The sequence below is a fragment of the Sphingomonas liriopis genome (assembly GCF_024211255.1).
In the GTDB taxonomy this organism is placed as follows: domain Bacteria; phylum Pseudomonadota; class Alphaproteobacteria; order Sphingomonadales; family Sphingomonadaceae; genus Sphingomonas; species Sphingomonas liriopis.
The window spans coordinates 95,969-121,832 of the sequence record NZ_JAMLDY010000011.1; the positions used below are offsets into that span (position 1 = coordinate 95,969).

Below are 25,864 nucleotides of genomic sequence, written 5' to 3' on the forward strand. Positions count from 1 at the left end.
GGTCAGCGCACCCGTTCGCGATGCCCCGCGGCGAAACCTGCGATCGCCAGCGCGACGATGCGTTCGGCCACCACCTCGGGCGGCTTGACCGACTCCGGCGCTTCGCCCGGATAGGCCCTTGCGCGCATCCGGGTCCGCGTCGCGCCGGGGTCGAGCACCGCGGTGCGGATCGCGCTGATCTCGCTCGTCTCGTCGCCATAGGCTTCGAGCAGCGTCTCGAACGCCGCCTTGGACGCGCCATAGGCCCCCCAATAGGCACGCGGATTGCGGCCGACGCTGGAGGTGACGCCGATCACCTTCGCGGACTTCGCCTTGCGCAGCATCGGGTCGAACGCCTGGATCATCGCCACCTGCGCGCTGACGTTGAGGGTCAGCACCTGCGCCAGTTCCTTGGGATCGATCGCCGGCACCGCGGCGAGGCTGCCGAGCATCCCGGCGTTGAGCACCAGCACGTCGAGCGCCTGCCAGCGCTCGCCGACCGCCGTCGCCAGCCGCGCGATACTGTCGGTCTGCGTCAGGTCGAGCGGCGCGATCGTCGCCGATCCGCCGGCGTCGAAGATCGTCTCCTCGACGCCTTCCAGATCCTTGGCGGTACGCGCAGTCAGCACGACATGCGCGCCCGCCGCACCCAGCGCGATGGCGGTCGCGGCGCCGATGCCGCGGCTGGCGCCGGTGACCAGCGCCAGTTGCCCCTCCAATGGTTTCGCCATCAGTTGACCCGCTCTTCCAGCATCGCGAACTGGTCGACCTCGGCGACGTCGTCGTGGTCGGTCAGCGTCGTCGGATAATCGCCGGTGAAGCAGGCGTCGCAATATTTCGGCCGCACGTCGGCGCGCTTCGCCTCGCCCAGCGCCTTGTACAGGCCATCGATCGACACGAACGACAGGCTGTCGGCGTGGATGAAGTCGGTCATCCCGCCGACGTCGTGCTTCGCCGCCAGCAGCTTGGCGCGCTCGGGCGTGTCGACGCCGTAGAAGCAGCTGTGCCGCGTCGGCGGCGAGGCGATGCGCATGTGCACCTCCGCCGCGCCGGCATCGCGCATCATCTGCACGATCTTGAGGCTGGTGGTGCCGCGGACGATCGAATCGTCGACGAGAATGATCCGCTTGCCCTCGATCAGCGCGCGGTTGGCGTTGTGCTTCAGCTTGACGCCGAGGTGGCGGACCTTGTCGCCCGGCTGGATGAAGGTGCGGCCGACGTAATGCGAGCGGATGATGCCGAGTTCGAACGGGATGCCCGATTCCTGCGCATAGCCGATCGCGGCGGGCACGCCCGAATCGGGGACGGGGATGACGTAATCCGCCTCGACCGGCGATTCGATCGCCAGCTGCGCGCCGATCGCCTTGCGCACCGTGTACACCGACTGGTCGCCCGCGATCGAATCGGGGCGGCTGAAATAGACCCATTCGAAGATGCACGGCCGCGGTGCCATCGGTGCGAACGGGCGGATCGATCGTACCTCCGTTCCCTGCACGATGACCAGCTCGCCCGGCTCGACCTGCCGTTCGAAGGTCGCGCCGCACACGTCGAGCGCCACCGTCTCGGACGCGAAGATCACCGCGCCGTCCAGCTTGCCCATCACCAGCGGCCGGATGCCGAGCGGGTCGCGACACGCGATCATCCCCTCGGGCGTCATCACCACGAGGCTGTAGGCGCCCTCGATCTGCTTCAGCGCGTCGATGAACCGGTCGAGCAGCGTGCGGTAGTTCGACGTCGCGACCAGGTGGATGATCGTTTCGGTGTCGGAGGTCGACTGGAAGATCGATCCCCGGCGGACGAGCTCACGGCGCAGCTTCATCGCGTTGGAGATATTGCCGTTGTGCGCCACCGCGAAGCCGCCGGTCGACAGGTCGGCATAAAGCGGCTGGACGTTGCGCAGCGCAGTCTCGCCGGTGGTCGAATAGCGGACGTGGCCGACCGCGGACGTGCCGGGGAGCGCGCGGATCACGTCGTCGCGGTCGAAATTGCCGGCGACATGGCCCATCGCGCGATGCGTGTGGAAATGATGGCCGTCGAAGCTGCTGATTCCGGCGGCCTCCTGACCGCGGTGCTGGAGCGCGTGGAGGCCGAGCGCGACGAGCGCGGCGGCGCTGTCGCTGCCGGACACGCCGAATACGCCGCACTCTTCGTGCAGCGTGTCGTCTTCGAAGGGATGGGTCGTCAGCATGATGGCGGGGGCTCACATCGGGCGGGTGGCCATATAGGAACGCATTCCGGCTTTGTCGCCTGTCTGTCACATCGAATTTCGAACCGTTTTCGGATCCGCGCGTTTCGGGCGCCGGAGACGAGGAGACGGATGATGGCGAAGGACCACGGCGCGCAGATCAAGGATGACGGCCTGTACGAGGAGCTGCGCAAGCAGGGCAATTCGAAGGAAAAGGCGGCGCGCATCGCCAATGCGAAGGCGAACGGCTCGCTCGACCATCGCGGCACGCAGCTGGAAGAGCGAACCAAGGCGGACCTGCTGAAGGAAGCGCGCGAGATCGGGATCGCGGGGCGGTCGAAGATGGACAAGGCCGCGCTGGTGAAGGCGATCCGCGGGCGCAGGTAGTTGCTCGCGGGATGGAGCGTAAATGGGATACGTGCACCCGCGCAAACTCCCCCGTCACCCCGGACTTGTTCCGGGGTCCACTCCGCGGCGAGGCCTACGCTTTGTCATCGGCGCGATGCGCCCGCGGAACGGTGGACCCCGGAACAAGTCCGGGGTGACGAGGGGAGTGGGGAGCCGTTCGGGAACGAACGCCACTATTTCCCTGGAATCCCGGGCGTCGTCGCCAGCGCCGGTTCGGCCTTGCGCCGCACCCCGCCCAGATCGTCCGGCCCCTTCGCCACCACCGGCGTCGACGTCGCAACGGGTGCGGGCAGGGCGGTGAGCAGCACCTGCCGCTTCATGCACTGTCGCCGGTCGGCCCGCGGGAATTGCGCGCAGTTCCACAGCGTCCGCTCCAGTCCCGTATCGCGGTCGCGCAGATAGCTGAACGCCATCGTCGCGACCTGATCGGCGGTCAGCGGCGCGCTCGCCGGCGTCTTGCCCGCGTCGGTCCAGGCGGCGAATCGGCAGGTCTTGCGCTCGCCGCACGCCTTGGCGGCCAATGTCGGATACAGGTCGGGCTGAACGCCGGAAGGCAAGGTCACGAGGAAACTGTCCGTATCCCCGCTCGCCGGCGCGAGCGGGGCGGTCTCGCTCGCCGCGTCGGACGCGACGACCATGCCCAACGCCTCCGACGCCTCCAGCAGCGCCGTCTCCGCCTCGGCGAGCGCCGCCGCCGTCTTGTGCGCGTCGGAGATCGGCGCGAGCTGTGCGATCACCGGTTCGGCCGAACTCACCTGCCGGTTGAACGCCGGCGGCGTGCCCCACCAGCCGGTCCAGCGGAAGAACAGATGGCTGTGCACCGCGACGACCTTGTCGAGGCTCGCCTGCCAATAGGGCACGACCCAGTCGGTGTGGTAGTGCGTCGCATAGCCGACCGGCCGGTAGACCGCGCCCGACAGCGCCGCGGCGGCAACCTCGCGCGCCCGCCGCCACGCATCGCCGGTCGGCGTCCAGCGGGTCAGCGCGTGATCGCAGCTGAAGCTGAACTGGCACCCGGTGCTTCGCTCCTCGCCTTCGAAGATCACGCCGCACACCGTCTTCGGAAACGCCGGATGGCGCAGCCGGTTGAGCACGACCTGCGCGACGGCGCGCTCGCCCTCGGTATCGTCGCCCGCCTCGTAGAGCACGCCCGCCGCCATGCAGTCGGTGGCGCGGGCACGCTCCTCGTCGCTGCCGGCGAAGCGGAACGGCCGTGCGGGCGGATTGGGGAGCGTGGAGAAGGGGACCTCGGCGTTGAACGCCTTGGCGTCCTCCGGCGACAGGTCGACATAGGCGACCGGCTCGACCGACGGCAGCTCGGCCGCGGGCACGACGCGGCGCGGCAGGGCGACGCGCTTGTGCGGCTTGGGGATCGCCGGCGGGTGAGTGACGACGAGCGCCGGCACCGCGACGGCGGCGAGGGCCGTTGCAGCGAGGACGGCAGAAAGTGGACGCGACATCATGCGATCAAGTCGCCCTCACCCTTCCGCGCCTGCGGGTCACCATGAAAGTATTACTTTCATGGAAACCCTGCGGCGCTCCCTCCCTCTCCCGCCGGGAGAGGGAAGAGGCGCGTAGCGCCGAAGGGTGAGGGCGAAAACACGCTCACTGTTCGGGCAGGAAGTCCGGGACCGACAGATAGCGTTCGCCGGTGTCGTAGTTGAACCCGAGTACGCGCACGTCGTCGGGCAGGTCGGGCAGCTTCTGCAGGATCGCCGCCAGCGTCGCGCCGGACGAGATGCCGACGAGGATACCCTCTTCGCGTGCCGAGCGCCGCGCCATGTCCTTGGCGACCGCGGCGTCGACCTCGATCACGCCGTCCAGCGCCTGCGTGTGCAGGTTGCGCGGGATGAACCCTGCGCCGATGCCCTGGATCGGGTGCGGCCCGGGCTGGCCACCGGCGATGACGGGGGAGGCGGCGGGTTCGACCGCGAAGACCTTGAGGTTCGGCCATGCCTTCTTCAGCGTCTCGGCGACGCCGGTGATGTGGCCACCGGTGCCGACACCGGTGATGATGACGTCGATCGGCGAATCGCGGAAATCGTTGAGGATCTCCTGCGCCGTCGTGCGGACGTGGACGTCGATGTTGGCGCCGTTCTCGAACTGCTGCGGCATCCACGCGCCGGGCGTCTGGTGCACGAGCTCGATCGCGCGCTCGATCGCGCCCTTCATCCCCTTCTCGCGCGGGGTGAGGTCGAAGGTCGCGCCATAAGCGAGCATCAGCCGCCGCCGCTCGAGCGACATCGATTCGGGCATGACGAGGACGAGCTTGTAGCCCTTCACCGCCGCGACCATCGCGAGGCCGACGCCGGTGTTGCCGCTGGTCGGCTCGATGATCGTGCCGCCGGGTTTGAGGTCGCCGTTCGCCTCCGCCGCCTCGATCATCGCGAGCGCGATACGGTCCTTGATCGACCCGCCGGGGTTGGAGCGTTCCGACTTGATCCATACTTCGGAGTCCGGGAACAGCTTCGACACGCGGATGTGCGGCGTGTTGCCGATCGTCTCCAGGATGGTGTTGGCCTTCATGGCTTGGCTTCTCCGTGTTGGGGTTCGACCTGTAACATATCCGGCGGATCGAAGGTCCGCGCGGCGCGAAGTTCGGGGAACAGCCGCGCCCACAGCAGGGTGACGACGATCGCCGCCATCCCGCCGAACGTGACCGCGCCGACCGGGCCGAGCAGCGACGCCATCAGCCCGCTTTCCGCCTCGCCCAGTTCGTTGCTCGCCGAGATGGTCAGCTGCGACACCGCGCTCACCCGGCCGCGCATCTCGTCGGGCGTGTGCAGCTGGATCAGCGACTGGCGGACGTAGACCGACACCATGTCGGCCCCGCCCGCGACGATCAGCGCCGCAAGGCTGAGCGGGAAGCTGGTCGACAGGCCGAAGGTCAACACCGCCACCGCGAAGACGATCACCGCGATCAGCATCTTGGTGCCGACGTTCGAATCCATCGGCTTGAACGAAAACCATACCGCCGCGATCGCCGCGCCGATCCCCATGCCCGCCGCCAGCACGCCCAGCCCCTGTGCGCCGACGTGCAGGATGTCGCGCGCATAGATCGGCAGCAGCGCGGTCGCGCCGGCGAGCAGCACGACGAACAGGTCGAGCGTGATCGTCGCCAGCACCAGCCGGTTGTTGGCGACGTAGCGGAAGCCGTCGAGGATGCGGGTAAGCGGGTGCTTGTCGGTCTGTGCGGGCGGCTGCGGCACCGGGCCGATCAGGAACATCGTGGCCAGCGCCAGCGCGAACAGGCCGGTGATCGCAGCGTATGCGACATCGGGATGGACCGCGTAGAGCAACCCGCCGACGCTCGGCCCCGCGATCGATCCGACCTGCCACGCGATCGACGAGATCGCGATCGCGGTCGGCAGGCTCTCGCGCGGCACCAAATTGGGGGCCAGCGCCGAATAGGCCGGGCCGGTGAAGGCGCGCACGATGCCGATCAGCACCGCCGCGACGAACAGGGCGGGCAACGTGAGATCGCCCAGCCAGGTCAGCACACCGAGCATCGCCGCGACCGCGGTGATGAGCGCGGTCGTCCCCCGCACGATCCAGCGCCGGTCGATGCTGTCGGCGACCAGGCCGGTGACCGGGGTCAGCAGGAACAGCGGCACGAACTGCGCCGCGCCGATCATGCCGAGCAGGAACGCCGCCTGCCGCACGTCCATCGTCTCACGCGCGATGCTGTACACCTGCCACCCGATCACGATCGCCAGCGCGGTCTGCGCGATCGTCCCCGACAGGCGCGACAGCCAATAGCTGCGGAAATTGGCGATGCGGAACGGATGGGTGGCCATGCGGGGGCGAGCTTTGCCGCGCGCGGGCGGGAAGGGCAACATAGTTGGTCTATCTCGTCCTCATTCCTCCCGGCACGGGGAGGGGGCCATGCGCAGCATGGTGGAGGGGGGCCTCCACAAACCACATCGCCTGCGGAAAGCCCCCTCCGTCACCGGTGCGCGATGCCACCTCCCCGTGCCGGGGAGGAGCGAAGTGCGCATCCCGGAAACGCTACGTCACAGCCAACTTGGCCCAGGGAATTGATGTTCCAACACAACCCGGCCTATAGGCTCGGTCACTTCCCCAGGACCGTTGAGGTAATACGTGGCCAAATCGCCTGCTCCTCCCGCCGTACCGCTCTCCAATCGCGAGCGCCCCGCCGATCCCAAGCCGTTCGAAGCGACCAAGGAGCAGCTGCTCGACTTCTACAGGCACATGCTGCTGATCCGCCGATTCGAGGAAAAGGCGGGGCAGCTCTATGGTCTGGGCTTCATCGGCGGCTTCTGCCACCTCTACATCGGCCAGGAAGCGGTCGCGGTCGGCCTGCAGTCGGCATTGGACGGCGACAAGGATTCGGTCATCACCGGCTATCGCGACCATGGCCACATGCTCGCCTACGGCATCGATCCCAAGGTCATCATGGCCGAGCTCACCGGGCGTGCCGCCGGCATCAGCCGCGGCAAGGGCGGCTCGATGCACATGTTCTCGACCGAACATAAGTTCTACGGCGGCCACGGCATCGTCGGCGCGCAGGTGTCGCTCGGCACCGGCCTCGCCTTCGGTCACAAGTACAGCAACGACGGCGGCGTGTGCCTCGCCTATTTCGGCGACGGCGCGGCCAACCAGGGCCAGGTGTACGAGAGCTTCAACATGGCCGAGCTGTGGAAGCTCCCGATCATCTTCGTGATCGAGAACAACCAATATGCCATGGGAACGTCGGTCAACCGCGCCTCGGCGGAGGATCAGCTGTATCGCCGCGGCGAGAGCTTCCGCATTCCCGGCATCCAGGTCGACGGCATGGACGTGCTCGCCTGCCGCGGTGCCGCCGAGGAGGCGCTCGCCTGGGTCCGCGCCGGCAAGGGTCCGGTCATCCTCGAGATGAAGACCTATCGCTATCGCGGCCATTCCATGTCCGACCCCGCCAAATACCGCAGCCGCGAGGAAGTGCAGGGGGTACGCGACAAGTCCGACCCCATCGAGCACGTCAAGAAGCTGCTGGAGGCCGAGGGCGTGACCGAGGCCGACCTCAAGACCATCGAACAGGACATCCGCAAGACCGTGAACGAAGCCGCCGATTTCGCCGAAAGCACGCCCGAGCCCGAGGAAACCGAGCTCTACACCGACGTGCTGGTGGAGTCCTACTGATGGCGATCGAGATCAAGATGCCCGCGCTGTCCCCCACGATGGAGGAGGGCACGCTCGCCAAGTGGCTTGTGAAGGAAGGCGACACGGTCAAGTCCGGCGACATCATGGCCGAGATCGAGACCGACAAGGCGACGATGGAGTTCGAAGCCGTCGACGAAGGCACGATCGGCAAGATCGTCGTCGCCGAAGGCACAGACAATGTGAAGGTCGGCGCGGTCATCGCGACGCTGCTCGAGGATGGCGAGAGCGCCGACGCGGCGACGTCGGCAGGGGCTGGGACCAAGGACGACAGCCCCAAGGCCGATGCCAAGGCGGACGAGAAGAAGCCGGCCGATAAGGTCGAGGACTCGGCTCACCCGTCGCAGGAAAAGGTCGAGACCGGCGCGCGCCAGCTGTTCGAGGCGGCGAAGAACGACGGCGTTCAGGACCCCGCGATCCCCGAAGGCACCGAGATGGTGAAGACCACCGTCCGCGAAGCGCTGCGCGACGCGATGGCGGAGGAGATGCGTAAGGACGGCCGCGTCTTCGTGATGGGCGAGGAGGTTGCCCAGTATCAGGGCGCCTACAAGGTCACGCAGAGCCTCCTCGAGGAGTTCGGCGATCGCCGCGTCATCGACACGCCGATCACCGAATACGGTTTCGCCGGCGTCGGCACCGGCGCGGCGATGGGTGGCCTGAAGCCGATCATCGAATTCATGACGTTCAACTTCGCCATGCAGGCGATCGACCACATCATCAATTCGGCGGCCAAGACCAATTACATGTCCGGCGGCCAGATGCGCTGCCCGATCGTCTTCCGCGGCCCCAACGGCGCGGCGAGCCGCGTCGGCGCGCAGCACAGCCAGAATTACGGTCCCTGGTATGCGAGCGTCCCCGGCCTGATCGTCATCGCGCCCTACGACGCGGCCGACGCCAAGGGCCTGCTGAAGGCGGCGATCCGCTCGGAAGACCCCGTCGTCTTCCTCGAGAACGAGCTGATGTACGGCCGCTCGTTCGACGTCCCCAAGCTCGACGATTACGTCCTGCCGATCGGCAAGGCGCGGATCATGCGCGAGGGCAGCCACGTCACGCTGGTCAGCTATTCGATCGGCGTCGGCCTCGCGCTCGAAGCCGCCGAGACGCTGGCGGGCGAGGGTATCGAGGCGGAGGTGATCGACCTCAGGACGCTGCGCCCGCTCGACAAGCAGACGGTGCTCAAGAGCCTTGCCAAGACCAACCGCCTCGTCGTGGTCGAGGAAGGCTGGCCGACCTGCTCGATCGCGAGCGAGATCACCGCGATCGTGATGGAGGAGGGCTTCGACGACCTCGACGCGCCGGTACTGCGCGTTACCAACGAGGACGTGCCGCTGCCCTATGCGGCGAACCTCGAGAAGAAGGCGCTGATCGACGCCAAAAAGATCGTTGCCACGGTCAAGAAGATCATCTGATCGACCGGGGGGCGGCGGCATCCCCGTCGCCCCTGTATTGCGCCTCGCTACTCGTAGCGGTTTCGCGCGAACACGCCCCCGCCGGCTTGCGTATCGCGGCGTGGCGGGGCAGCGGGATCGGATGACCGATCCGCTTCCCTCCGACCGGCAACTCGCGATCGGCTATGCGCCGGCAAGCGTTCGTGCGGGATTCGCCGCCATGCTCGCGCTCGACGCGCGGCTCGCCGGGATCGTGCGGACGACGCGCGAGCCGCTGGTCGGGCAGATGCGGCTGACCTGGTGGCACGACGCGCTCGTGCGGCTCGACATCGCGCCCGCGCCCGCCGAACCTGTGTTGCGCGACCTGCAGGCCGCGGCGCTGCCCCACGGCGTCACCGGTGCCGACCTCGCGACCCTGGTCGAAGGGTGGGAGGTGCTGCTCGATCCGCTCGATGCCGACGGGCTCGCCAGCCACGCCGAGCGGCGCGGGGCGCGACTGTTCCGCCTCGTTGCGCGCCTGATGGACGGCGATGCGGATGGCGTGTCGGCGGCGGGGCGGGGGTGGGCGCTCGCCGATCTGGCGCTGCATGTCAGCGCGCCTAGGATCGCCGATATCGCGATGTCGCAGGCGAGGGAAGCATTCGCGACCGGCTTTGCCAAGACGTGGCCGCGGTCGATCCGGCCACTGGGCGCGCTCGCCCTGTTCCAGTTGTTGCGGATCGACGGGACGACGCCCGTCCACGACTTCGCCCGGATGACGCGGTTCCAGATCGCCGGTCGCTGAACTCTTGCGCGGGGCCGGATTGCTGATAGCCTCGACTGCCGGATAGTCGGGGGACGCGGATCATGTGGCGATACTGGGCGGGCGGCGGTGCGATCCTGGCGACGGCCGGCGCGGGCTGGATGCTGCTCCACGGCGGCGAGGCGCGGTCGGTGCCGATCCTTCCCGCACAGCCGCAGGCGGTAGCGTCTGGCGAGGCTCTGTCAGCCGATCCGCAGGTCCCCGAAGCCACCGCCGCGACGCGCGAGGAAAAGCGCTTCAACCGCTACGACAAGGACCGCGACGGCAAGGTCACGCGCGACGAATATCTCGCCGCACGACGCAAGGCGTTCGCCAAGCTCGACACCAACGGCGACGGCCGCCTCGACTTCGACGAATGGGCGATCCGGGCGACGACCAAGTTCGCCACCGCCGACCGCGACAAATCCGGCGCGATGAACGCCACCGAATTCGCCACCACCGCGGTCAAACGCAAGGCGCCCTCACGCGCCAAATGCCCGCCGGCGCAGCAGGCGGCATCGGCCGAGGACAGCTGACGCTGCTTATCCTTCGACGGGCTCAGGTGCAGCAACCGGCGTACGCCATTGCGCGAACGCCGCGCGGCCGCGGTCGGTGTACATCCGCTTGCGATCGGCCTTCTTGGTCCGGCCCGGGATCGGCGGCATCAGCCCGAAATTGACGTTCATCGGCTGGTACGTCGCCGCCTCCGCGCCGCCGGTGATATGGCCGAGCAGCGCGCCCAGGGCCGTCTCGATCGGCGGCGGCGCCAGCGTCTCCCCGCGCAGTTCCGCCGCGGCGAAGCGCCCGGCGAGCAGCCCGATCGCGGCGCTCTCGATATAGCCCTCGCATCCCGTGATCTGCCCGGCGAAGCGCAAATTGGGCCGGCTCTTCAACCGCAACGTCGGGTCGAGCAGTTCGGGCGAACGGATGAAGGTGTTGCGATGTAGCCCGCCCAGCCGCGCGAAATCGGCGTTCTGCAGGCCCGGGATGGTGCGGAACAGCCGCACCTGCTCGGCATGTTTCAGCTTGGTCTGGAACCCGACGATGTTCCACAGCGTGCCCTGCGCATTGTCCTGGCGCAGCTGCACCACCGCATAGGGCCAGCGCCCGGTACGCGGGTCGTCGAGCCCGACCGGCTTCATCGGGCCGTAGCGCAGCGTGTCGACCCCGCGCTCCGCCATCACCTCGATCGGCATGCACCCCTCGAAATAGGGCGTGTCCTGTTCCCAGTCCTTGAACGGCGTCTTTTCCCCGGCGATCAGCCCGGCGTGGAAGGCGAGATACTCGTCCTTCGTCATCGGGCAGTTGATGTAGTCGGCCTCGCCCTTGTCCCAGCGCGACGCCTTCCACGCCACGTCCATGTCGATCGTATCGGCATGGACGATCGGCGCGAGCGCGTCGAAGAAGGCGAGCGCCTCCTTGCCCGTCGCGCCGCCGATCGCCTCGGCCAGCGCCGCAGCGGTCAGCGGCCCGGTAGCGAGGATCGCCGGCCCCTCCGGCAGGGCGTCCACCCGTTCGCGCACCAGCGTGACGTTGGGATGATCGGCGAGCGCCGCGGTGACCCCCGCCGAATAGCCGTCGCGATCCACCGCCAGCGCCGACCCCGCCGGCACGCGATGCGCATCCGCCTGGGCCATGATAAGCGATCCCAGCGCACGCATCTCCTGATGCAACAGCCCGACCGCATTCGATTCGGCATCGTCCGAGCGGAAGCTGTTCGAACAGACGAGCTCGGCGAGGTGATCGGTCTGGTGCGCGGGCGTGCGCTCGCCCGAACCGCGCATCTCCGACAGACGGACGCGCAATCCCGCCTCGGCAAGCTGCCACGCCGCTTCCGATCCGGCGAGGCCGCCGCCGACGATATGGATGTCATGAATCATGCCACGCGCATTAGGCTCCGCGGACGCGGCGGGCAACGCACCGCGGCCCCGGTGCGTTCGGGTTGCCATGACCACGATCTACACCATCGGCTATGAGGCCACGACGATGGCCGATTTCCTCGCTGCGCTGACGAAGGCCGGCGTACGGCGCGTCATCGATGTACGCGCCTTGCCCTTGTCGCGCCGCCCGGGCTTTTCCAAATCGTCGCTCGCCGCCAGCCTGAAGGAGGCGGGGATCGATTACGTCCACCTGAAAGCGCTCGGTACCCCCAAACGTGGACGCGATGCCGCCAAGAAGGGCGACGTCGCGACGCTGGAGGCGGTCTACGACGAGCAACTGGAACTGCCGGAGGCGCAGGCGGCCGCCGCGATCATGCTCGGCCTTGCCGCCGAGATGCCGAGCGCCTTGCTCTGCTACGAACGCGATCCGCAGCATTGCCACCGCACGCTGTTGCTCGACGCGGTGGGCGAGGGGGCGACGGTGGTCGATCTGTACACCTGAACACCCTCCACCGTTCGCCCTAAGCATGTCGAAGGGCAGGTGGGTCCCAGGTGCTTCGACAGGCTCAGCACGAACGGGTCGTGATGGGCTCTCCGGTCTCTACAACGCCTCGCCCAGACGCCGCACCCGCCGGATGCGCGGATCGCGATCCATCTCCGCCTCGGCGCGGATCGACTGGCGCAGTTCGTCGCGCTTCTCGTGAATCGAGGCGATCACCGGCCCCATCGCGACGCCCAGATCGACCAGCACCGCTTCCGACAGTTGCAGCGAGCTTTCCAGCGTCTCGGGCACCGCATCGGTCACCCCGGCGCGGTACAGCTCTGCGGCATGACGCGGATCGCGGGCGCGCGCGATGATCGGCAGGTCGGGCGCCAGCGCGCGCATCCGCCGCGCGAGGCGCACGGTCAGCACCGGATCGTCCATCGTCAGGATCAGCGCGCGGGCCCGCGCGAGGTCGAGCCGGTCGACCAGCTCGGCGCGCGCGATATCGCCGAACAGCAGCGGGTAGCCCGCCGCACGCGCCTCGGTGACGGTATCGATGTCCGCCTCGACCGCGATATAACGCTGGCCGTGGACGGCGAGCAGGTCGGCGACCATCCGCCCGACGCGGCCGAAGCCGATCACCACCGCGCCCGGGCCTTCGCCGGTGTCGTCGATCGGCAGGTCGTCGCCGGGACGGCCCCGTTCGATCCCGCGCGACAGCAATTGCCCGCTCTTGGCGAGCAGCGGCGTGATCGTCAGCCCGATCGCGGTCACCGTCTGCCAGAAGGCGGCGGTCGACGGCAGGATCAGCTGCGCCTGCGCCGCGGTCGCCAGCACGATCAGCGTCGTCTCCGACGGGCTGCCCATCAGCAGCCCCGTCTCCGCCGCGATGCCGCGCCCGGTCTGCGCGACGCGCAGCAGGAGGTAGGTGACGATCGCCTTCACCCCGACCACCGCGACCACCGCGGCGAGCAGCGACGGCCAGTTGGCGAGTACCTCGGCGAGGTCGACGCTCATCCCCACGGTGATGAGGAATACGCCGAGCGCCAGCCCTTTGAAGGGCGCGGTCATCACCTCGACCTCGCTGTGATATTCCGTCTCGGCGATCAGCAGCCCGGCGAGCAGCGCGCCGACGATCGGCGACAGCCCGGCGGCGGTGGTCGCGACGCTGGCGACGATGACGACGAGCAGCGAGGCGGCAAGGAATAGCTCGGGGCTTTTGGTCCGCGCCGCCTGCGCGAACAGGCGCGGCAGCACCAGCCGCCCGCCCAGATACATGACGACGACCGTTGCGCCCCCGCGCAGCGCGACGCCGGCGATGCCGACCCAGCCCTCATCGGAGGCGGTCGGCGCCATCGCGCCCAGCGCGAAGATGATCGGCACCAGCGCCAGATCCTCGAACAGCAGCATCGCGAACGCGCTGCGCCCCACCGGACTCGTCGTCCCGACCAGCGGCAGCACCAATGCGGTCGACGACAGCGCGAGCGCCAGACCGAGCCCCGCCGCCCCCGCCCAATCCTGTCCCAGCATGTGCACCGCCACCGCGATCAGCACCGCCGATCCGATCAGCTCGGCCGGTCCCGTGCCGAACACCTGCGCGCGCATCGCCCACAGCCGCCGGAACGACAGTTCGAGCCCGATCGAGAACAGCAGCAGCACGATGCCGAATTCGGCGAACGGCTCGATCGAATGCGGATCGGATATGGTGAAATAATAGAGCCACGGCGCCTGCGCGGTCAGCATGCCGAGCCCCTTGGGGCCGACCAGCATGCCGACTAGGATGAACCCGATCACCGGACTGACCCGAAAGCGCGCGAAGGCGGGGATCACCAGCCCCGCCGCCCCCAGGATTACCAGCGCATCGCTGAAGCCCGCATTGTCCAGTCCGATCGCCATGAGCGGACTGTAGGGAAGGGGCGGGAAATGTCAGCCCACGATCGCCGAAAGGGATGCCGGGCGGTGTCATGCGTCGTCGGAAGGTCGAATCTCTCCCAATTCCTCCGTCACCCCGGACTTGTTCCGGGGTCCACCGGGCCACGGGCGCACGGTTTCCCCTCAAGCCGCCGCGCCTCGCCGCAGAGTGGACCCCGGAACAAGTCCGGGGTGACGAAGGATGTTGGCAAGTCGAAGCCCCACATCACTCCGCGCCTCACGCCGCCAGCCGGTAATCCTTGAACTGCTCCCGCAACGCCGTCTTCAGCAATTTCCCCGTCGCGGTGTGCGGCAGGCTGTCGACGAACACCACCGCATCGGGCAGCCACCATTTCGCCACCACGCCCGCCAGATGGTCGAGGATCGCGCGCTCGCCGACATCGCTGCCCGGCTTGCGCACCACGACCAGCAGCGGGCGTTCGTCCCACTTGGGATGCGCGATGCCGATCGCCGCCGCCTCGGCGACGCCGGGGCAGCCGATCGCGGCATTTTCCAGATCGACCGAGCTGATCCATTCGCCGCCCGACTTGATGACGTCCTTCGACCGGTCGGTGATCTGCATAGTGCCGTCGGGGTGGATCACCGCGACGTCGCCGGTGTCGAACCAGCCCTCGGCATCGATCGCATCCGCCTCGGCGCCGAAATAGCGCTTCACCACCCAGGGGCCGCGGATGTGCAGCCGCCCGGCGCTGGCGCCGTCGCGCGGCAGCTGGCGGCCATCGTCGTCGATCACCGTCAGCTCGACGCCATAGGGGATGCGCCCCTGTTTGGTCAGCAGGTCGAGTTGGTCGTCGCGCGTCCACTCCTCCCATCCTTCGGGTGGCGAGCCCACCGTCGCGACCGGCGACGTCTCGGTCATCCCCCACAGATGCTTGACCTCGACCCCCATATCCATCAGCCGCGCGATCATCGCCCGCGGCGCCGCCGATCCGCCGATCGTCGCCATCTTGAGCGCCCGCGGCGTCTCGCCGGTCGCATCGATATGCGCGAACATCGCCAGCCACACCGTCGGTACGCCCGATGAAATGGTGACGCCCTCGCGGTTCATCAGCTCGCACAGCACCTTGGCGTCGTTGACCGCGGAGAAGACCAGCTTCGCTCCCGCCAGCGGCGCGGCGAACGGCGTCCCCCAGGCGGCGGCATGGAACAGCGGCACGACCGGCAACAGCACCTCCGCCGATGACAGGCCCAGCACCGCCGGCGACACCACCAGCATCGCATGCAGCAGCGTCGAGCGATGCTCGTACAGCACGCCCTTGGGATTGCCCGTGGTGCCACTGGTATAGCAGAGCATGCACGGCTCACGCTCCGGACCCGTAGCCCAAGCGTAATCGCCATCCTCGGCGGCGATCAGCGCGGCGAACGTGCCCGGGCCTTCACCGTCCATCACGACGAAATGCTCGATACTGGTCCATGATGCGCGCAGCCGGTCGACGATCGGCTGGAATGCGCGATCGTAGAACAGCACGCGATCCTCGGCATGGTTGGCGATATAGACCAGCTGGTCGTCGAACAACCGCGGGTTGATCGTGTGGATCACCCCGCCCATGCCGATCGTGCCGTACCAGGCGGCGAGGTGATGGCCGTGGTTCATCGCCAGCGTCGCGACGCGATCGCCGCGCCTCACCCCCAGCCGCTCCAGCGCCTGCGCCAGCCGCCGCGCGTCGTGCGCGAGTCCTCGCCAGTCGTTGCGGCTCTCGCTGCCGTCGGCCCAGCGGGTGACGATCTCGCGGGTCGGATGCTCGCGCGCCGCATGATCGAGCAACGTCGATACCCGAAGTTCGAAATCCTGCATCCCGCCCAGCATCGTGTCATCCCTCCGCGCATCCGGCGTCGCATCCGCGCCGTTCGAACGACCATAATGCCCGGCCGTATCGGTGCAATGCCGATTGCGTGACGAAGTTTGGCCGATGCCCGTCGGGATCAGGGCAAGGTCACCTCCAGCGTACCGTCGTGGAAGCTGGTGCTGCCGAAGCTCGCCACGCCGACGCACGTGTCCCACGGGCCGACGATCTTGATCCCCAGCGCATCGAACAGCGTCTTGAACGCCTTCAACGCGCCCGCATTGTGCGTCTGCCGGTTGATGACCCGCATGCAGCGCATCAGGACCGTCCCCACCGCGTCGGGCGACAGCGCATACAGCGTCTTCAGCCATTCGGTGTTCGTTGCCGCGACCATCTGCGCGCAAGACGCGGCGATCGCCTTGAAGGCGTCCGCATCGACCTTCGTCTCGGCGGCGTCGAGGAAGCCGTTGAGGTCTTCGAGAAACGGCTGCGCCTGCTGGGCGCCGGTGAGAATTTCGGGCAGCTCCTTGTTCCAGTAATTGTCGACCATCGCGCCCAGCTGCTGGGGCATTTCGAGTTTCTTGAAGCCCTGCATCATCTTGGATTTGAACGGATAGATCATTGGGCGGCACTCCCTTGGCGGGTCACGCCGGCGCGAGGAACGCGCACGACGGTGCGTTGCTGCCGCAGCGCGAGGCGCTGCCCAAGCGCAGTTAGGTCCGAAACGACGATGATGCGCGGGAGAACGCCGCCCCGCCCCGCCGTCATCCCCGCGCAGGCGGGGATCCATAATTACGCCGCCCGGAGAAGAACCGAACCGTCAGCGAGTATGGATTCCCGCCTGCGCGGGAATGACGAAAAAGGGGTGGTGGTGCGCGCCATTCCCTGCGCCTGTCGAAGCACGGTGAGTCTCGGCTCCCCTTCGACAGCCACGCCCCATCCCACCGTTCGTGCTGAGCTTGTCGAAGTACGATGAGTCTCACCTGCCCTTCGACAGGCTCAGGGCGAACGGGGAGGGGGATGGACAGACCTTCAACAGAGGAGGCGATCCAAATAAAGAGAATAGTTCACACGGAGGCGCGGAGGACGCAGAGGTGTATCGCGCGCGGCAGCGTGGCCCTGCCGTCTCTGAAAAGAGAGGGAGAACCGCTGGCGCGGCAAGCTCACCACCTCTGCGTCCTCCGCGCCTCCGCGTGAACACATCTTCTTTAGAACGCCCGTAAGCATCGACCGACGATCCGCCTAGAAGCGGCGTCGAAACCACTCAGTCCTTCGAAACCGTCGTCGACTGCGGGCTAACCCGCCCGTTCACCGCGATCGCGGTCACGTTCGGCCGCGCGTTCATCCGCACGGCGCTCGCGCCGGGCAGACCGGGGAAGCGCGGCCACATTCCTTGTGCCAAGGCCGATCGGCTCGCCGAAGCCTTCCGCCCACCCTGCGCCTCGTACATCCAGTAGTTGCGCAGCACCGTGGTCACGTAGCCGCGCGTCTCCCAATAGGGGATGCTCTCGATATACAGCAGAGGATCGCCATTATCGCGGACGATGCCGTTCCAGTCGCCGACCGGGCGCGGGCCGGCGTTGTACGCGGCTATGACCTTGGGCAGCAGCCCGCCGGTCACCCCCGCCATGTCGCGCAGCCGCTCGAGGTGCCGCTGGCCGATGTCCATGTTGGTCGCCGGCTTGGTCAGCGCGACCTTGTCGACGGAAAAGCCCTTCTCGCGCGAATAGTCGGTCGCGGCGGCGGGCATGATCTGCATCAGGCCATAGGCACCGGCGGGGCTCACCACCTTGTTGCGGAAGCCGCTCTCCTCCAGCGTGTGCGCATAGACCAGCGCCTTGTCGACGCGCCAGCCGCTGGTCGGCGTCCAGTTGGGCTGCGGATAGCGCGCCTCGGCGGCAGCGACGACGCCCTGCGGGCAATTGTGCGCCAGCCAGACGGTGGTCGCGGGCAGGCTCAGCGCCTCGGCGACGCGCACCAGGCTGCCGAACTCGGACGGATCGCCGATCCGCGCCTGCTGGCGGACGACGCTGTCGGCAAGGTCCGTCTCGCCGATCTCGGCGAGCGCCGCGGCGACGCGAATGTTGGGGCGCTTGTCGAGCCGCGCCCAGTCGGCGGCGACGACTTGCGTCGACGGCCTGCCCTTGTCTTTGATGAGCAGCGCCTGCCGCGACAGCTGCCCGTAGAAGCTCTCGGAGAATTGCGCCGCCGATTGCAGCCGCGCCTGCACCCTGTCGGGGCGGCCGCAGACCATGTCGGCGCGCGACGCCCAATAGAGCGCGGCGGCACGTAGGTCGACGTCGGTCGCACGCGCCGCGACGCCCTCGAACCCGGTCCCGGCGGCGGCGCAGTCGTTCTGCCGCCATGCCGACAGCGCGCCCATCCAGCGCCCCTGGACCGCCCAGTCGCCCGCACCGTTCGCCGCCTTCGCCGCCATAGCGCGGACATTGGCGTCGTCGCCGGTCAGGAAATACATCCAGGCGATCTTCGCCTGCCATTCGGTCTGCGCCTCGGGCGTCAGCCCCTGCGTCGTCTCGAGCAGCGACTGCGCGTCGGCGCCCAGATCGGCCTTGACGAACGGCTGCATCTTCGTCGCCAGATCGGCGGCGATCTCATCGCTCTTGGTCGCCTTGGCGCGGACGCGGCGGGGCGCGCCGTCCTGCCAGATCAGCCGTTGCGCCATCGGCAGCGGCGGCAGTTCGATCGCACCGCGCGCCTTGGCGAGCCGGGCGAGGTCGGCGGCCTCGGGCAGTTCGGGCGCCTCGTTGAGCAGCGCGACGAGCGGCGCCAGCTCGACCTTGGGCGAACCCTTGGCGGTGAACAGTTCGGCGCGGGCGATCGCATGGAGCGGGCCGGGCTTCATCGCGTCGAGCCCGATTTGCGCATCCTGCCACTTGCCGTCGCGGATCGCCTGGAACACCGCGCGATAGGCGTCGCGCTGGCCGGCATCGAGCTGATCGGGGATGCGGTCGGCGCCGGCGCCGGCGAGCCGCGCCTCGGCCGGCTCCGGCCCCGGTTCGGCGGCATGCGCCGCGATCGGGCAGGCGAGCAGCGCGAGGCCGAGAGCCAGCTTGGCGGTCATTTGGACGCATCCCCCATCAGCAATTGCAGGTCCTTCCAGGCCTCCGCCTTCGCCGCGGGCTTCTCGATCAGGAAGCGCGGATGAAAGCTGGCGACCACCCCGGTTGTGCCGACCTTATGGTTAAACGGGTGTAAACGCCCGCGCGTCCCCGGCATTTCCGCCCCCAGAATGGCACGGCTCGCCGCATTGCCGAGGAGGAGCAGCCGTTTGGGCGCGACGAGGCCGATGTGATGCTTCGAGATTTCGGACAGCCTCGCTTCGACCTCGCGCGGCATCCGCCCCGCCACCGGCCGCTTGGCGCACACCGCGGCAAGGTGGACGACGTCCCGGCTGAGCCCGATCGCGGCGAGCATCCGGTCGAACAGCGCGCCGGTCGCACCGGTCATGAGCAGCCCTGCTGCGCCGTCGTCGGCATCGGGGCAATCGACCATCACCATCACCGCCGCGTCGGCCGGCCCGGTCGCGGCGATCGACAGTCCGCGCCATTCGAACTCGGGCACCGCATCGCCCGTCCGCCATGCGATGAAGTCGGCAAGCGCCGCCGGCATCGCGTCGACGATCTGTACCGGTGCTGCCGCCGTCGCCGCGAAAGTGGCCGGGGACGGCACCGGCTGGCTCAGCCAGTCGCGTGGGGCCTCGTCGACGAGCGTGTCGACGCCCGCCTCCTGCCACCAGTCGAGCGCGCTCGCGACGCTGCCCATCCAGTCGTGATGTTGATCGGCCCCCACAGCTTTCCTTCTTCTCGAGGTTGACGTTTCCGTCAACTTGTCCGATCGCGGTTCGGAGACGAGACGTTGTCGCGCTGCGCCTGAACGCTTTTCAGGCCGCCGACAACCGCAAGCGTGATCCTCGGGAGTGGAATGATGTCGGAACGCGAATCGATGCCCTACGACGTGGTGATCGTCGGCGCCGGCCCGGCGGGCCTGTCGGCGGCGATCCGCTTCAAACAGGTCGCGGCCGAAAAGGGCGCGGACCTGTCGGTCTGCGTGCTGGAGAAGGGCTCCGAGGTCGGGGCGCATATCCTGTCGGGTGCGGTGATCGACCCACGCAGCCTCGACGAACTGCTTCCCGACTGGCGCGACGACTGTCCGCTCGCCGAAGTGCCGGTGACGGAGAATCTCCACTGGGTGCTGAGCCCGAAGAAGAAGGTCGTCCTGCCGCACCTGTGGACGCCGCCGTTCCTGCACAACAAGGGCACCTATACGGGCAGCCTCGGAAATTTGTGCCGCTGGCTCGCCGGCAAGGCGGAAGAGCTCGGCGTCGAGATCTTCCCGGGCTTCGCCGCCGCGGAGATCCTGTTCGACGAGCAGGGCCGGGTGAAGGGCGTCGCCACCGGCGACATGGGCGTCGCGCGCGACGGCACGCACAAGGGCGACTACACCCCCGGCCTCGAACTCCACGCCAAATACACCTTTTTTGCAGAGGGTTGCCGCGGACATTTGACGAAGGAAGTCATCCGTACCTTCGACCTCGCCAAGGACGCGCAGCCGCAGGTCTATGGCCTGGGCGTCAAGGAATTGTGGGATATCGATCCCGAACTGCACAAGCCCGGCCGCGTCATTCACACGCAGGGCTGGCCCTTGGGCGACGACGCCAACGGCGGCGGCTGGCTGTATCATCAGGCGAACGGCCAGGTCAGCCTCGGCTTCGTCACCTGGCTCAACTACACCAACCCCTACATCTCGCCGTTCCAGGAGATGCAGAAGTGGAAGACGCATCCCGAGATCGCCGCGATCCTCAAGGGCGCGAAGCGCGTGTCCTACGGCGCTCGCGCGATCAGCGACGGCGGTCTGCAGTCGATCCCCAAGCTGGTCTTCCCGGGTGGTGCGCTGATCGGCGACAGCGCCGGCTTCCTCAACGTGCCGCGGATCAAGGGCACGCACACCGCGATGAAGAGCGGCATGATGGCCGCCGAGGCCGCCGCCGACGCAATCCTGTCGCAGCGCGAGCATGACGAGCTGACCGCCTATCCGCAGGCGTTCGACACGTCGTGGGTGAAGAAGGAGCTGTCGATCGTCCGCAACGTCGTGCCGCTGGTCAAGAAGTTCGGCGATTTCCTCGGCTCGGGCCTCGCCGGCATCACCATGTGGGCGGAGCATTTCGGCCTCCGGATGCCCTTCACGCTCAAGCATCATCCCGATCACGAGACCCTGTGGCGCAAGGACCTCGTCAAGCCGCCGGTCTATCCCAAGCCCGACGGCGTGCTGACCTTCGACCGCCTGTCGTCGGTGTTTCTGTCGAACACCAACCACGAGGAGGACCAGCCGGTCCACCTGACGCTCAAGGACCCGGCGATCCCGGTCGCATACGACCTGCCGATGTACGACGAGCCGGCGCAACGCTATTGCCCCGCCGGCGTTTACGAGATCGTGGGCGAGGAGACGGGCGACCCCAGGTTCGTCATCAACGCGCAGAATTGCGTCCACTGCAAGACGTGCGACATCAAGGACCCCACGCAGAACATCAACTGGGTGGTGCCGGAGGGCGGTGGAGGCCCCAATTATCCCAATATGTAAGCGTCTGTTATTGGCATCGGTTCTGAGCATCGGCGCGGTCGCGCCGGCCGGAGCCGATACCGCCCGTCTCGCCGATTATCTGCAGGCGCGCGCCGCGGATGCGGACGGGCAGGGCGATATCGCCCTCGCCGGCTACGCCCGCGTCCTGGCTGCCGCCCCGGCCAGCGGTGCGGTGGCGCTGCCTGCCTATCGCGAGGCGCTGGCGGCGGGCGACGTCGCGCTCGCCACCCGCGCCGCGGCGGTGCTGCGCGGCACGCCGGATGCGCCCGCCGACCTGCCGCTGCTGCCGCTCGCCATCGCCGCCGAACGCAACGACGCGGCGGAGGCCGAGGCGGCGGTCGCCGCGCTGGAGAAGACGCCGCTCGCGGTGATGGTCCCGTCGCTGCGCGCGTGGATCGCCTTCACCCAAGGCCGCGATCCCGCCCCTGCCATCGCCGCCGGGGGCAAGAACCCCGTCACCCAGCGGCTCGCCGCCGAGACCGCCGCGCTGATCCAGATCGCGCGCGGCGACACCGCGACCGGGCTCGCCACCGTGCAGGCGTTGCGCGCCACCGGATCGCCGATCGACCTGCGCCTGTCCGCCGCGCAACTGCTGTTCGCCAGGGGACAGGGTGCCGAGGCACGCGCGCTGCTGACCGGCGCCGATCCCGTCTTCGCCGCGCTGCGCCGGGGCGCCGCGGCTGAGCCGACGCTCGCCTATGGCGTCTCGCGCCTGTTCGGCCGCGTCGCCGGCGATCTCGCCGACCAGCAGGTGACGCCGCTGTCGATCGCGCTCGCCCGCACCGCGCTGATCGCCTGGCCAGCCAACGACCGCGCCCGCCTGCTCCTCGCCGAGGCGCTGGCCGGGGAGGGGGCGACGGCGCGCGCGCTGGCGACGCTCGACGCGATGCCCGCCGACAGCCCGTTCGCCTCGACCGCCACCGCCGCACGGATCAGCGTGCTGGTCGCTGCAAAGCGCGAGGAAGAGGCACTGGCATTGGCCCGCCGCGACGCCGGGCGATCGGACGCGGGCGAGGCGGAATGGCAGCGCTACGCCGACCGGCTGAGCGCCGCGAACCGCAACGCCGATGCCGCGCCCTGGTACCGCCGCGTCGTCGATGCCGATCCCGCCGCATGGGCCGCCTGGCTGCAATATGGCGGTGCGCTGGAGCAGGCGGGCGACTGGCCCGCCGGCCGCGCCGCGTTGCAGAAGGCGGTGGCGCTCGCCCCGCGCGAACCGCTCGCGCTCAACTATCTCGGCTATGCGCAGGCGCAACGCGGGGTCGATGTCACCGCCTCGACCGCGATGCTCGAACGCGCCCACGCGCTCAAACCCGCAGACCATTCGATCACCGATTCGCTAGGCTGGGCCTATTACGTCAACGGCGACGTCGCCCGCGCGCTGCCGCTGCTGGAAAGCGCCGCGGCTGGCGACCCGGTCAATGCCGAAATCGGCGAACATCTCGGCGACGCCTATTGGACGCTCGGCCGCCGCTACGAGGCGCGCTACGCATGGCGCGCCGCGGCGCTGACCGCCCCGCCGGCCGACGCGGCACGGCTCGTCACCCGCATCGCGCAGGGACTGCCGCGCCAATGACGGTCGAAGTCGCGCCCGCGAAGATCAACCTCGCGCTCCACGTCCGCCATCGCCGCCCCGACGGCTATCACGAACTCGAAACGCTGTTCGCCTTCGCGGCGGACGGCGACACGGTGACCGTCGTCCCCGCGGAGGAAGACCGCTTCACCATCACCGGCCCGTTCGCCGATGCGCTCGACGCGGCCTCCGACAATCTGGTGACGCAGGCTGCGCGCGCCTTTCGCGTCACGTTCGGCATCGACGGGCACTACGCGATCACCCTCGACAAGCACCTGCCGATCGCCTCGGGCATCGGCGGCGGCTCGGCGGACGCCGCCGCGACGCTGCGCGCACTCGCCCGCCTCCACGGCGTCGCGTGCGAAGACCCACGCCTGTTCGTCATCGCCGAAACGCTCGGCGCCGACGTCCCCGCCTGCCTGCTCGGCCGCACCACGCTCGGCACCGGCAAGGGCGAGGCGTTGCTCCCGCTCCACGGCCTCGCCGGCACCCCGCTGCTGCTGGTCAACCCCGGCGTCGCGGTCGGCACCGGCGCCGTCTTCGCCCGCTGGGACGGCGAGGACCGCGGCGGCATTGCGGCGGACGGCGACCTGCTGGCGCGCGCGATCGCGGGAAGGAACGACCTGCAAGCGCCCGCACTGGCGATCGCGCCGGTGATCGGCGATGTCCTCGCGCTGCTGGACGCGGCGGACGGCGTCCTGTTGACTCGCATGTCGGGCAGCGGTGCAACATGCTTCGCGCTATTCGAAAGCGTCTCCGCACGCGACGAAACGGCAGCCGCGATTTCGACCCGCGGCTGGTGGACGTTGACGACGATCCTTACCTGAACTCGTCGCCAGTCAACGAAATGGCTTGGCCAAACCTCCCCACACCCTCCGTCACCCCGGACTTGTTCCGGGGTCCACCGTTCCGCAGGCGCTACGCCCGGTCATGACACGTATGCCAAGCCGCAGAGTGGACCCCGGAACAAGCCCGGGGTGACGATTCCCTAAAACGACGCTCGAGCGATAAAACCGCAGCACCCGAAGTTCCCCTCTTGTTCCAAAAGAACAAACATCGTACATGCGGAACAGACGCGTTGCCCTGCACACGCGCTTGCTCTAGCGAGGAACCTCCCGATGGCCGCCAATCTGAAAGTGATCGACACCGGCATGGCAACCGCATCCACCGACCGTCAGAAGGCGCTCGACGCAGCCTTGGCGCAGATCGACCGCGCCTTCGGCAAGGGCTCGGCGATGAAGCTCGGCTCGAAACAGTCGATGGAGGTCGAGACGATCTCGACCGGCAGCCTCGGCCTCGACATCGCGCTTGGCGTCGGCGGTCTGCCGCGCGGCCGCGTGATCGAGGTCTACGGCCCCGAATCGTCGGGCAAGACCACGCTCGCGCTCCACGTCATCGCCGAGGCGCAGAAGGGCGGCGGCACCGCCGCCTTCGTCGACGCCGAACACGCGCTCGATCCCGTCTATGCCAAGAAGCTCGGCGTCAACATCGACGAACTGATCGTGTCGCAGCCCGACACCGGCGAACAGGCGCTCGAGATCGTCGATACTTTGGTCCGCTCGAACGCGATCGACGTGCTGGTGGTCGATTCGGTCGCCGCGCTCGTGCCCCGCGCGGAAATTGAGGGCGAGATGGGCGACAGCCACGTCGGCCTGCAGGCCCGCCTGATGTCGCAGTCGTTGCGCAAGCTGACCGGCTCGATCAGCCGCTCGCGCTGCATGGTGATCTTCATCAACCAGCTGCGCATGAAGATCGGCGTGATGTACGGCAATCCGGAGACGACGACCGGCGGCAATGCGTTGAAATTCTACGCCTCCGTCCGTCTCGACATCCGCCGCACCGGCGCGATCAAGGACCGCGAAGAGATCACCGGCAACGCCACCCGCGTCAAGGTGGTCAAGAACAAGGTCGCGCCGCCGTTCAAGCAGGTCGAATTCGACATCATGTACGGCGAGGGCATCTCCAAGATCGGCGAGGTCCTCGACCTCGGCGTCAAGGCGGGGCTGGTCGAGAAATCGGGTGCCTGGTTCAGCTACGACAGCGTCCGCATCGGCCAGGGCCGCGAGAATTCGAAGACCTATCTGCGCGAGCACCCGGAAATGGCCGACCGCCTCGAAAAGGCGATCCGCCAGCGCACCGAAAAGGTCGCCGAAGAAATGATGGCCGGCCCGGAAGCGGACGACGACATCTGATGCCGCGTCATCCGATCGGGATGGGGAAGGGGCTCGCCGGCAACGGCGGGCCCTTTTCGTGCAGGCGTGCTGCGACGATGACGTGCCCTCCTCTTCGTCCACTTCCAGCCGGCCACAGCGGCGACAATCGGGCCGAATCTCCCTCTCCCACCGGGAGAGGGAAGGAGCCCGCGCCGCACCGCGGCGTGGGACGGGTGAGGGCAGGAGCGACGCAGGTGCGGTCGAACGGTGTCCCGCCATCCCCGACGACTGATACGTCCGTGAGGCGCGCAAGGCTCCCAACGGGTAACCCGTCATTCCGGTCTCGCTCGGAGGCCAATCTGCGCCGCGAAGGACGGCCGCATTCACAACTGGGCCAGCTCCGGACATGCCCAATCTCCTGCCGACGCCCATCAACCACCCCGGACTTGTTCCGGCAACTGTGTAATTGTGGTTATTGGACGAAGGGTGTCTGGTTTCGAATGATGGCATTGAGGATGGTGAGGAGTTTGCGTGCGACGGCGATGAGGACGAGTTTGGG

The 25,864-nt window shown here is 68.3% G+C and carries 21 protein-coding genes; 10 read left to right on the forward strand and 11 right to left on the reverse strand.

Annotated elements, in window-relative coordinates:
* Window positions 1–2: 2 nt before the first annotated feature.
* Both M9979_RS10770 and purF read right to left on the reverse strand, forming a co-directional pair.
* Window positions 3–710, reverse strand: a complete 708-nt coding sequence (locus M9979_RS10770) for an SDR family NAD(P)-dependent oxidoreductase (RefSeq protein WP_254289360.1) — start codon at window positions 708–710, stop codon at window positions 3–5.
* Window positions 710–2,167: an amidophosphoribosyltransferase gene (purF, locus tag M9979_RS10775; RefSeq protein WP_254289361.1), complete on the reverse strand. Its 1,458-nt coding sequence runs from the start codon at window positions 2,165–2,167 to the stop codon at window positions 710–712. The genes M9979_RS10770 and purF overlap by 1 nt, the downstream gene beginning before the upstream one ends.
* Window positions 2,168–2,296: 129 nt before the next feature.
* On the opposite strand from purF, the gene M9979_RS10780 reads away from it, so the two are divergent.
* Window positions 2,297–2,551, forward strand: a complete 255-nt coding sequence (locus M9979_RS10780; RefSeq protein ID WP_479725610.1) for a DUF7218 family protein — start codon at window positions 2,297–2,299, stop codon at window positions 2,549–2,551.
* A gap of 194 nt (window positions 2,552–2,745) precedes the next feature.
* Here the strand turns inward: M9979_RS10780 and M9979_RS10785 are convergent, their stop codons facing one another.
* The 3 genes from M9979_RS10785 to M9979_RS10795 all read right to left on the reverse strand — a co-directional run bounded on the left by M9979_RS10785 (window position 2,746) and on the right by M9979_RS10795 (window position 6,369).
* Entirely contained in the window at window positions 2,746–4,035 is a 1,290-nt protein-coding gene (locus M9979_RS10785; RefSeq protein WP_340689064.1) for a cell wall hydrolase, read from the reverse strand.
* Window positions 4,036–4,177: 142 nt separating this feature from the next.
* On the reverse strand, window positions 4,178–5,098 hold the full coding sequence (gene cysK, locus M9979_RS10790) for a cysteine synthase A (RefSeq protein WP_254289362.1): 921 nt from the start codon (window positions 5,096–5,098) through the stop codon (window positions 4,178–4,180).
* Window positions 5,095–6,369: an MFS transporter gene (locus M9979_RS10795; protein WP_254289363.1), complete on the reverse strand. Its 1,275-nt coding sequence runs from the start codon at window positions 6,367–6,369 to the stop codon at window positions 5,095–5,097. Before M9979_RS10795 ends, cysK begins: the two co-directional genes overlap by 4 nt.
* 304 nt (window positions 6,370–6,673) lie before the next feature.
* Here M9979_RS10795 and pdhA point away from each other — a divergent pair, with 304 nt between their 5' ends.
* From pdhA to M9979_RS10815, 4 genes are all read left to right on the forward strand, one after another.
* Window positions 6,674–7,714, forward strand: a complete 1,041-nt coding sequence (gene pdhA, locus M9979_RS10800; protein ID WP_254289364.1) for a pyruvate dehydrogenase (acetyl-transferring) E1 component subunit alpha — start codon at window positions 6,674–6,676, stop codon at window positions 7,712–7,714.
* Complete coding sequence (locus M9979_RS10805) at window positions 7,714–9,141, forward strand: pyruvate dehydrogenase complex E1 component subunit beta (protein WP_254289365.1); 1,428 nt, start codon at window positions 7,714–7,716, stop codon at window positions 9,139–9,141. The genes pdhA and M9979_RS10805 overlap by 1 nt, the downstream gene beginning before the upstream one ends.
* Window positions 9,142–9,262: 121 nt before the next feature.
* Window positions 9,263–9,904 (forward strand): squalene/phytoene synthase family protein, encoded by a 642-nt coding sequence (locus M9979_RS10810; RefSeq protein WP_254289366.1) that lies wholly within the window; start codon window positions 9,263–9,265, stop codon window positions 9,902–9,904.
* A gap of 62 nt (window positions 9,905–9,966) precedes the next feature.
* Window positions 9,967–10,437, forward strand: a complete 471-nt coding sequence (locus M9979_RS10815) for an EF-hand domain-containing protein (RefSeq protein ID WP_254289367.1) — start codon at window positions 9,967–9,969, stop codon at window positions 10,435–10,437.
* A 6-nt stretch (window positions 10,438–10,443) separates the two neighbouring features.
* Here M9979_RS10815 and trmFO read toward each other — a convergent pair whose 3' ends face one another.
* Window positions 10,444–11,781 (reverse strand): methylenetetrahydrofolate--tRNA-(uracil(54)-C(5))-methyltransferase (FADH(2)-oxidizing) TrmFO, encoded by a 1,338-nt coding sequence (trmFO, locus tag M9979_RS10820; protein WP_254289368.1) that lies wholly within the window; start codon window positions 11,779–11,781, stop codon window positions 10,444–10,446.
* A gap of 67 nt (window positions 11,782–11,848) precedes the next feature.
* Between trmFO and M9979_RS10825 the strand changes: the two genes are divergently transcribed.
* A complete protein-coding gene (locus tag M9979_RS10825; protein WP_254289369.1) occupies window positions 11,849–12,283 on the forward strand; it encodes a DUF488 domain-containing protein in 435 nt (144 codons plus the stop codon).
* 99 nt (window positions 12,284–12,382) lie between these two features.
* On the opposite strand, the gene M9979_RS10830 is transcribed toward M9979_RS10825, so the two are convergent.
* The 5 genes from M9979_RS10830 to M9979_RS10850 all read right to left on the reverse strand — a co-directional run bounded on the left by M9979_RS10830 (window position 12,383) and on the right by M9979_RS10850 (window position 19,791).
* Entirely contained in the window at window positions 12,383–14,161 is a 1,779-nt protein-coding gene (locus M9979_RS10830; protein ID WP_254289370.1) for a cation:proton antiporter domain-containing protein, read from the reverse strand.
* A 253-nt stretch (window positions 14,162–14,414) separates the two neighbouring features.
* On the reverse strand, window positions 14,415–16,004 hold the full coding sequence (locus tag M9979_RS10835) for a long-chain fatty acid--CoA ligase (protein ID WP_254289371.1): 1,590 nt from the start codon (window positions 16,002–16,004) through the stop codon (window positions 14,415–14,417).
* A 116-nt stretch (window positions 16,005–16,120) separates the two neighbouring features.
* Entirely contained in the window at window positions 16,121–16,603 is a 483-nt protein-coding gene (locus tag M9979_RS10840) for a hypothetical protein (protein ID WP_254289372.1), read from the reverse strand.
* Window positions 16,604–17,245: 642 nt separating this feature from the next.
* Complete coding sequence (locus M9979_RS10845; protein ID WP_254289373.1) at window positions 17,246–19,063, reverse strand: lytic transglycosylase domain-containing protein; 1,818 nt, start codon at window positions 19,061–19,063, stop codon at window positions 17,246–17,248.
* Window positions 19,060–19,791: a uracil-DNA glycosylase gene (locus M9979_RS10850; protein ID WP_254289374.1), complete on the reverse strand. Its 732-nt coding sequence runs from the start codon at window positions 19,789–19,791 to the stop codon at window positions 19,060–19,062. The genes M9979_RS10845 and M9979_RS10850 overlap by 4 nt, the downstream gene beginning before the upstream one ends.
* 135 nt (window positions 19,792–19,926) lie before the next feature.
* Between M9979_RS10850 and M9979_RS10855 the strand changes: the two genes are divergently transcribed.
* From M9979_RS10855 to recA, 4 genes are all read left to right on the forward strand, one after another.
* Window positions 19,927–21,579 carry an electron transfer flavoprotein-ubiquinone oxidoreductase gene (locus M9979_RS10855; RefSeq protein ID WP_254289386.1) on the forward strand — a complete coding sequence of 551 codons (1,653 nt, stop codon included), beginning with the start codon at window positions 19,927–19,929 and terminating at the stop codon, window positions 21,577–21,579.
* Between the two features lie 10 nt (window positions 21,580–21,589).
* Window positions 21,590–23,155 (forward strand): tetratricopeptide repeat protein, encoded by a 1,566-nt coding sequence (locus M9979_RS10860; RefSeq protein WP_254289375.1) that lies wholly within the window; start codon window positions 21,590–21,592, stop codon window positions 23,153–23,155.
* Window positions 23,152–23,979, forward strand: coding sequence for a 4-(cytidine 5'-diphospho)-2-C-methyl-D-erythritol kinase (locus M9979_RS10865; protein WP_254289376.1), 828 nt, complete (start codon window positions 23,152–23,154; stop codon window positions 23,977–23,979). Before M9979_RS10860 ends, M9979_RS10865 begins: the two co-directional genes overlap by 4 nt.
* A 291-nt stretch (window positions 23,980–24,270) precedes the next feature.
* Window positions 24,271–25,344 carry a recombinase RecA gene (recA, locus tag M9979_RS10870; RefSeq protein ID WP_277998509.1) on the forward strand — a complete coding sequence of 358 codons (1,074 nt, stop codon included), beginning with the start codon at window positions 24,271–24,273 and terminating at the stop codon, window positions 25,342–25,344.
* Window positions 25,345–25,864: the final 520 nt, after the last annotated feature.

Coding starts and splice junctions, on each gene's coding strand:
- recA (WP_277998509.1), top strand. CDS start 24,271: ATGGCCGCCAATCTGAAAGTGATCGACACCGGCATGGCAACCGCATCC.
- M9979_RS10825 (WP_254289369.1), top strand. CDS start 11,849: ATGACCACGATCTACACCATCGGCTATGAGGCCACGACGATGGCCGAT.
- cysK (WP_254289362.1), bottom strand. CDS start 5,098: ATGAAGGCCAACACCATCCTGGAGACGATCGGCAACACGCCGCACATC.
- M9979_RS10840 (WP_254289372.1), bottom strand. CDS start 16,603: ATGATCTATCCGTTCAAATCCAAGATGATGCAGGGCTTCAAGAAACTC.
- M9979_RS10815 (WP_254289367.1), top strand. CDS start 9,967: ATGTGGCGATACTGGGCGGGCGGCGGTGCGATCCTGGCGACGGCCGGC.
- purF (WP_254289361.1), bottom strand. CDS start 2,167: ATGCTGACGACCCATCCCTTCGAAGACGACACGCTGCACGAAGAGTGC.
- M9979_RS10835 (WP_254289371.1), bottom strand. CDS start 16,004: ATGCTGGGCGGGATGCAGGATTTCGAACTTCGGGTATCGACGTTGCTC.
- M9979_RS10830 (WP_254289370.1), bottom strand. CDS start 14,161: ATGGCGATCGGACTGGACAATGCGGGCTTCAGCGATGCGCTGGTAATC.
- M9979_RS10795 (WP_254289363.1), bottom strand. CDS start 6,369: ATGGCCACCCATCCGTTCCGCATCGCCAATTTCCGCAGCTATTGGCTG.
- M9979_RS10855 (WP_254289386.1), top strand. CDS start 19,927: ATGTCGGAACGCGAATCGATGCCCTACGACGTGGTGATCGTCGGCGCC.
- M9979_RS10810 (WP_254289366.1), top strand. CDS start 9,263: ATGACCGATCCGCTTCCCTCCGACCGGCAACTCGCGATCGGCTATGCG.
- M9979_RS10845 (WP_254289373.1), bottom strand. CDS start 19,063: ATGACCGCCAAGCTGGCTCTCGGCCTCGCGCTGCTCGCCTGCCCGATC.
- M9979_RS10770 (WP_254289360.1), bottom strand. CDS start 710: ATGGCGAAACCATTGGAGGGGCAACTGGCGCTGGTCACCGGCGCCAGC.
- M9979_RS10780 (WP_479725610.1), top strand. CDS start 2,297: ATGATGGCGAAGGACCACGGCGCGCAGATCAAGGATGACGGCCTGTAC.
- M9979_RS10785 (WP_340689064.1), bottom strand. CDS start 4,035: ATGATGTCGCGTCCACTTTCTGCCGTCCTCGCTGCAACGGCCCTCGCC.
- M9979_RS10805 (WP_254289365.1), top strand. CDS start 7,714: ATGGCGATCGAGATCAAGATGCCCGCGCTGTCCCCCACGATGGAGGAG.
- trmFO (WP_254289368.1), bottom strand. CDS start 11,781: ATGATTCATGACATCCATATCGTCGGCGGCGGCCTCGCCGGATCGGAA.
- M9979_RS10865 (WP_254289376.1), top strand. CDS start 23,152: ATGACGGTCGAAGTCGCGCCCGCGAAGATCAACCTCGCGCTCCACGTC.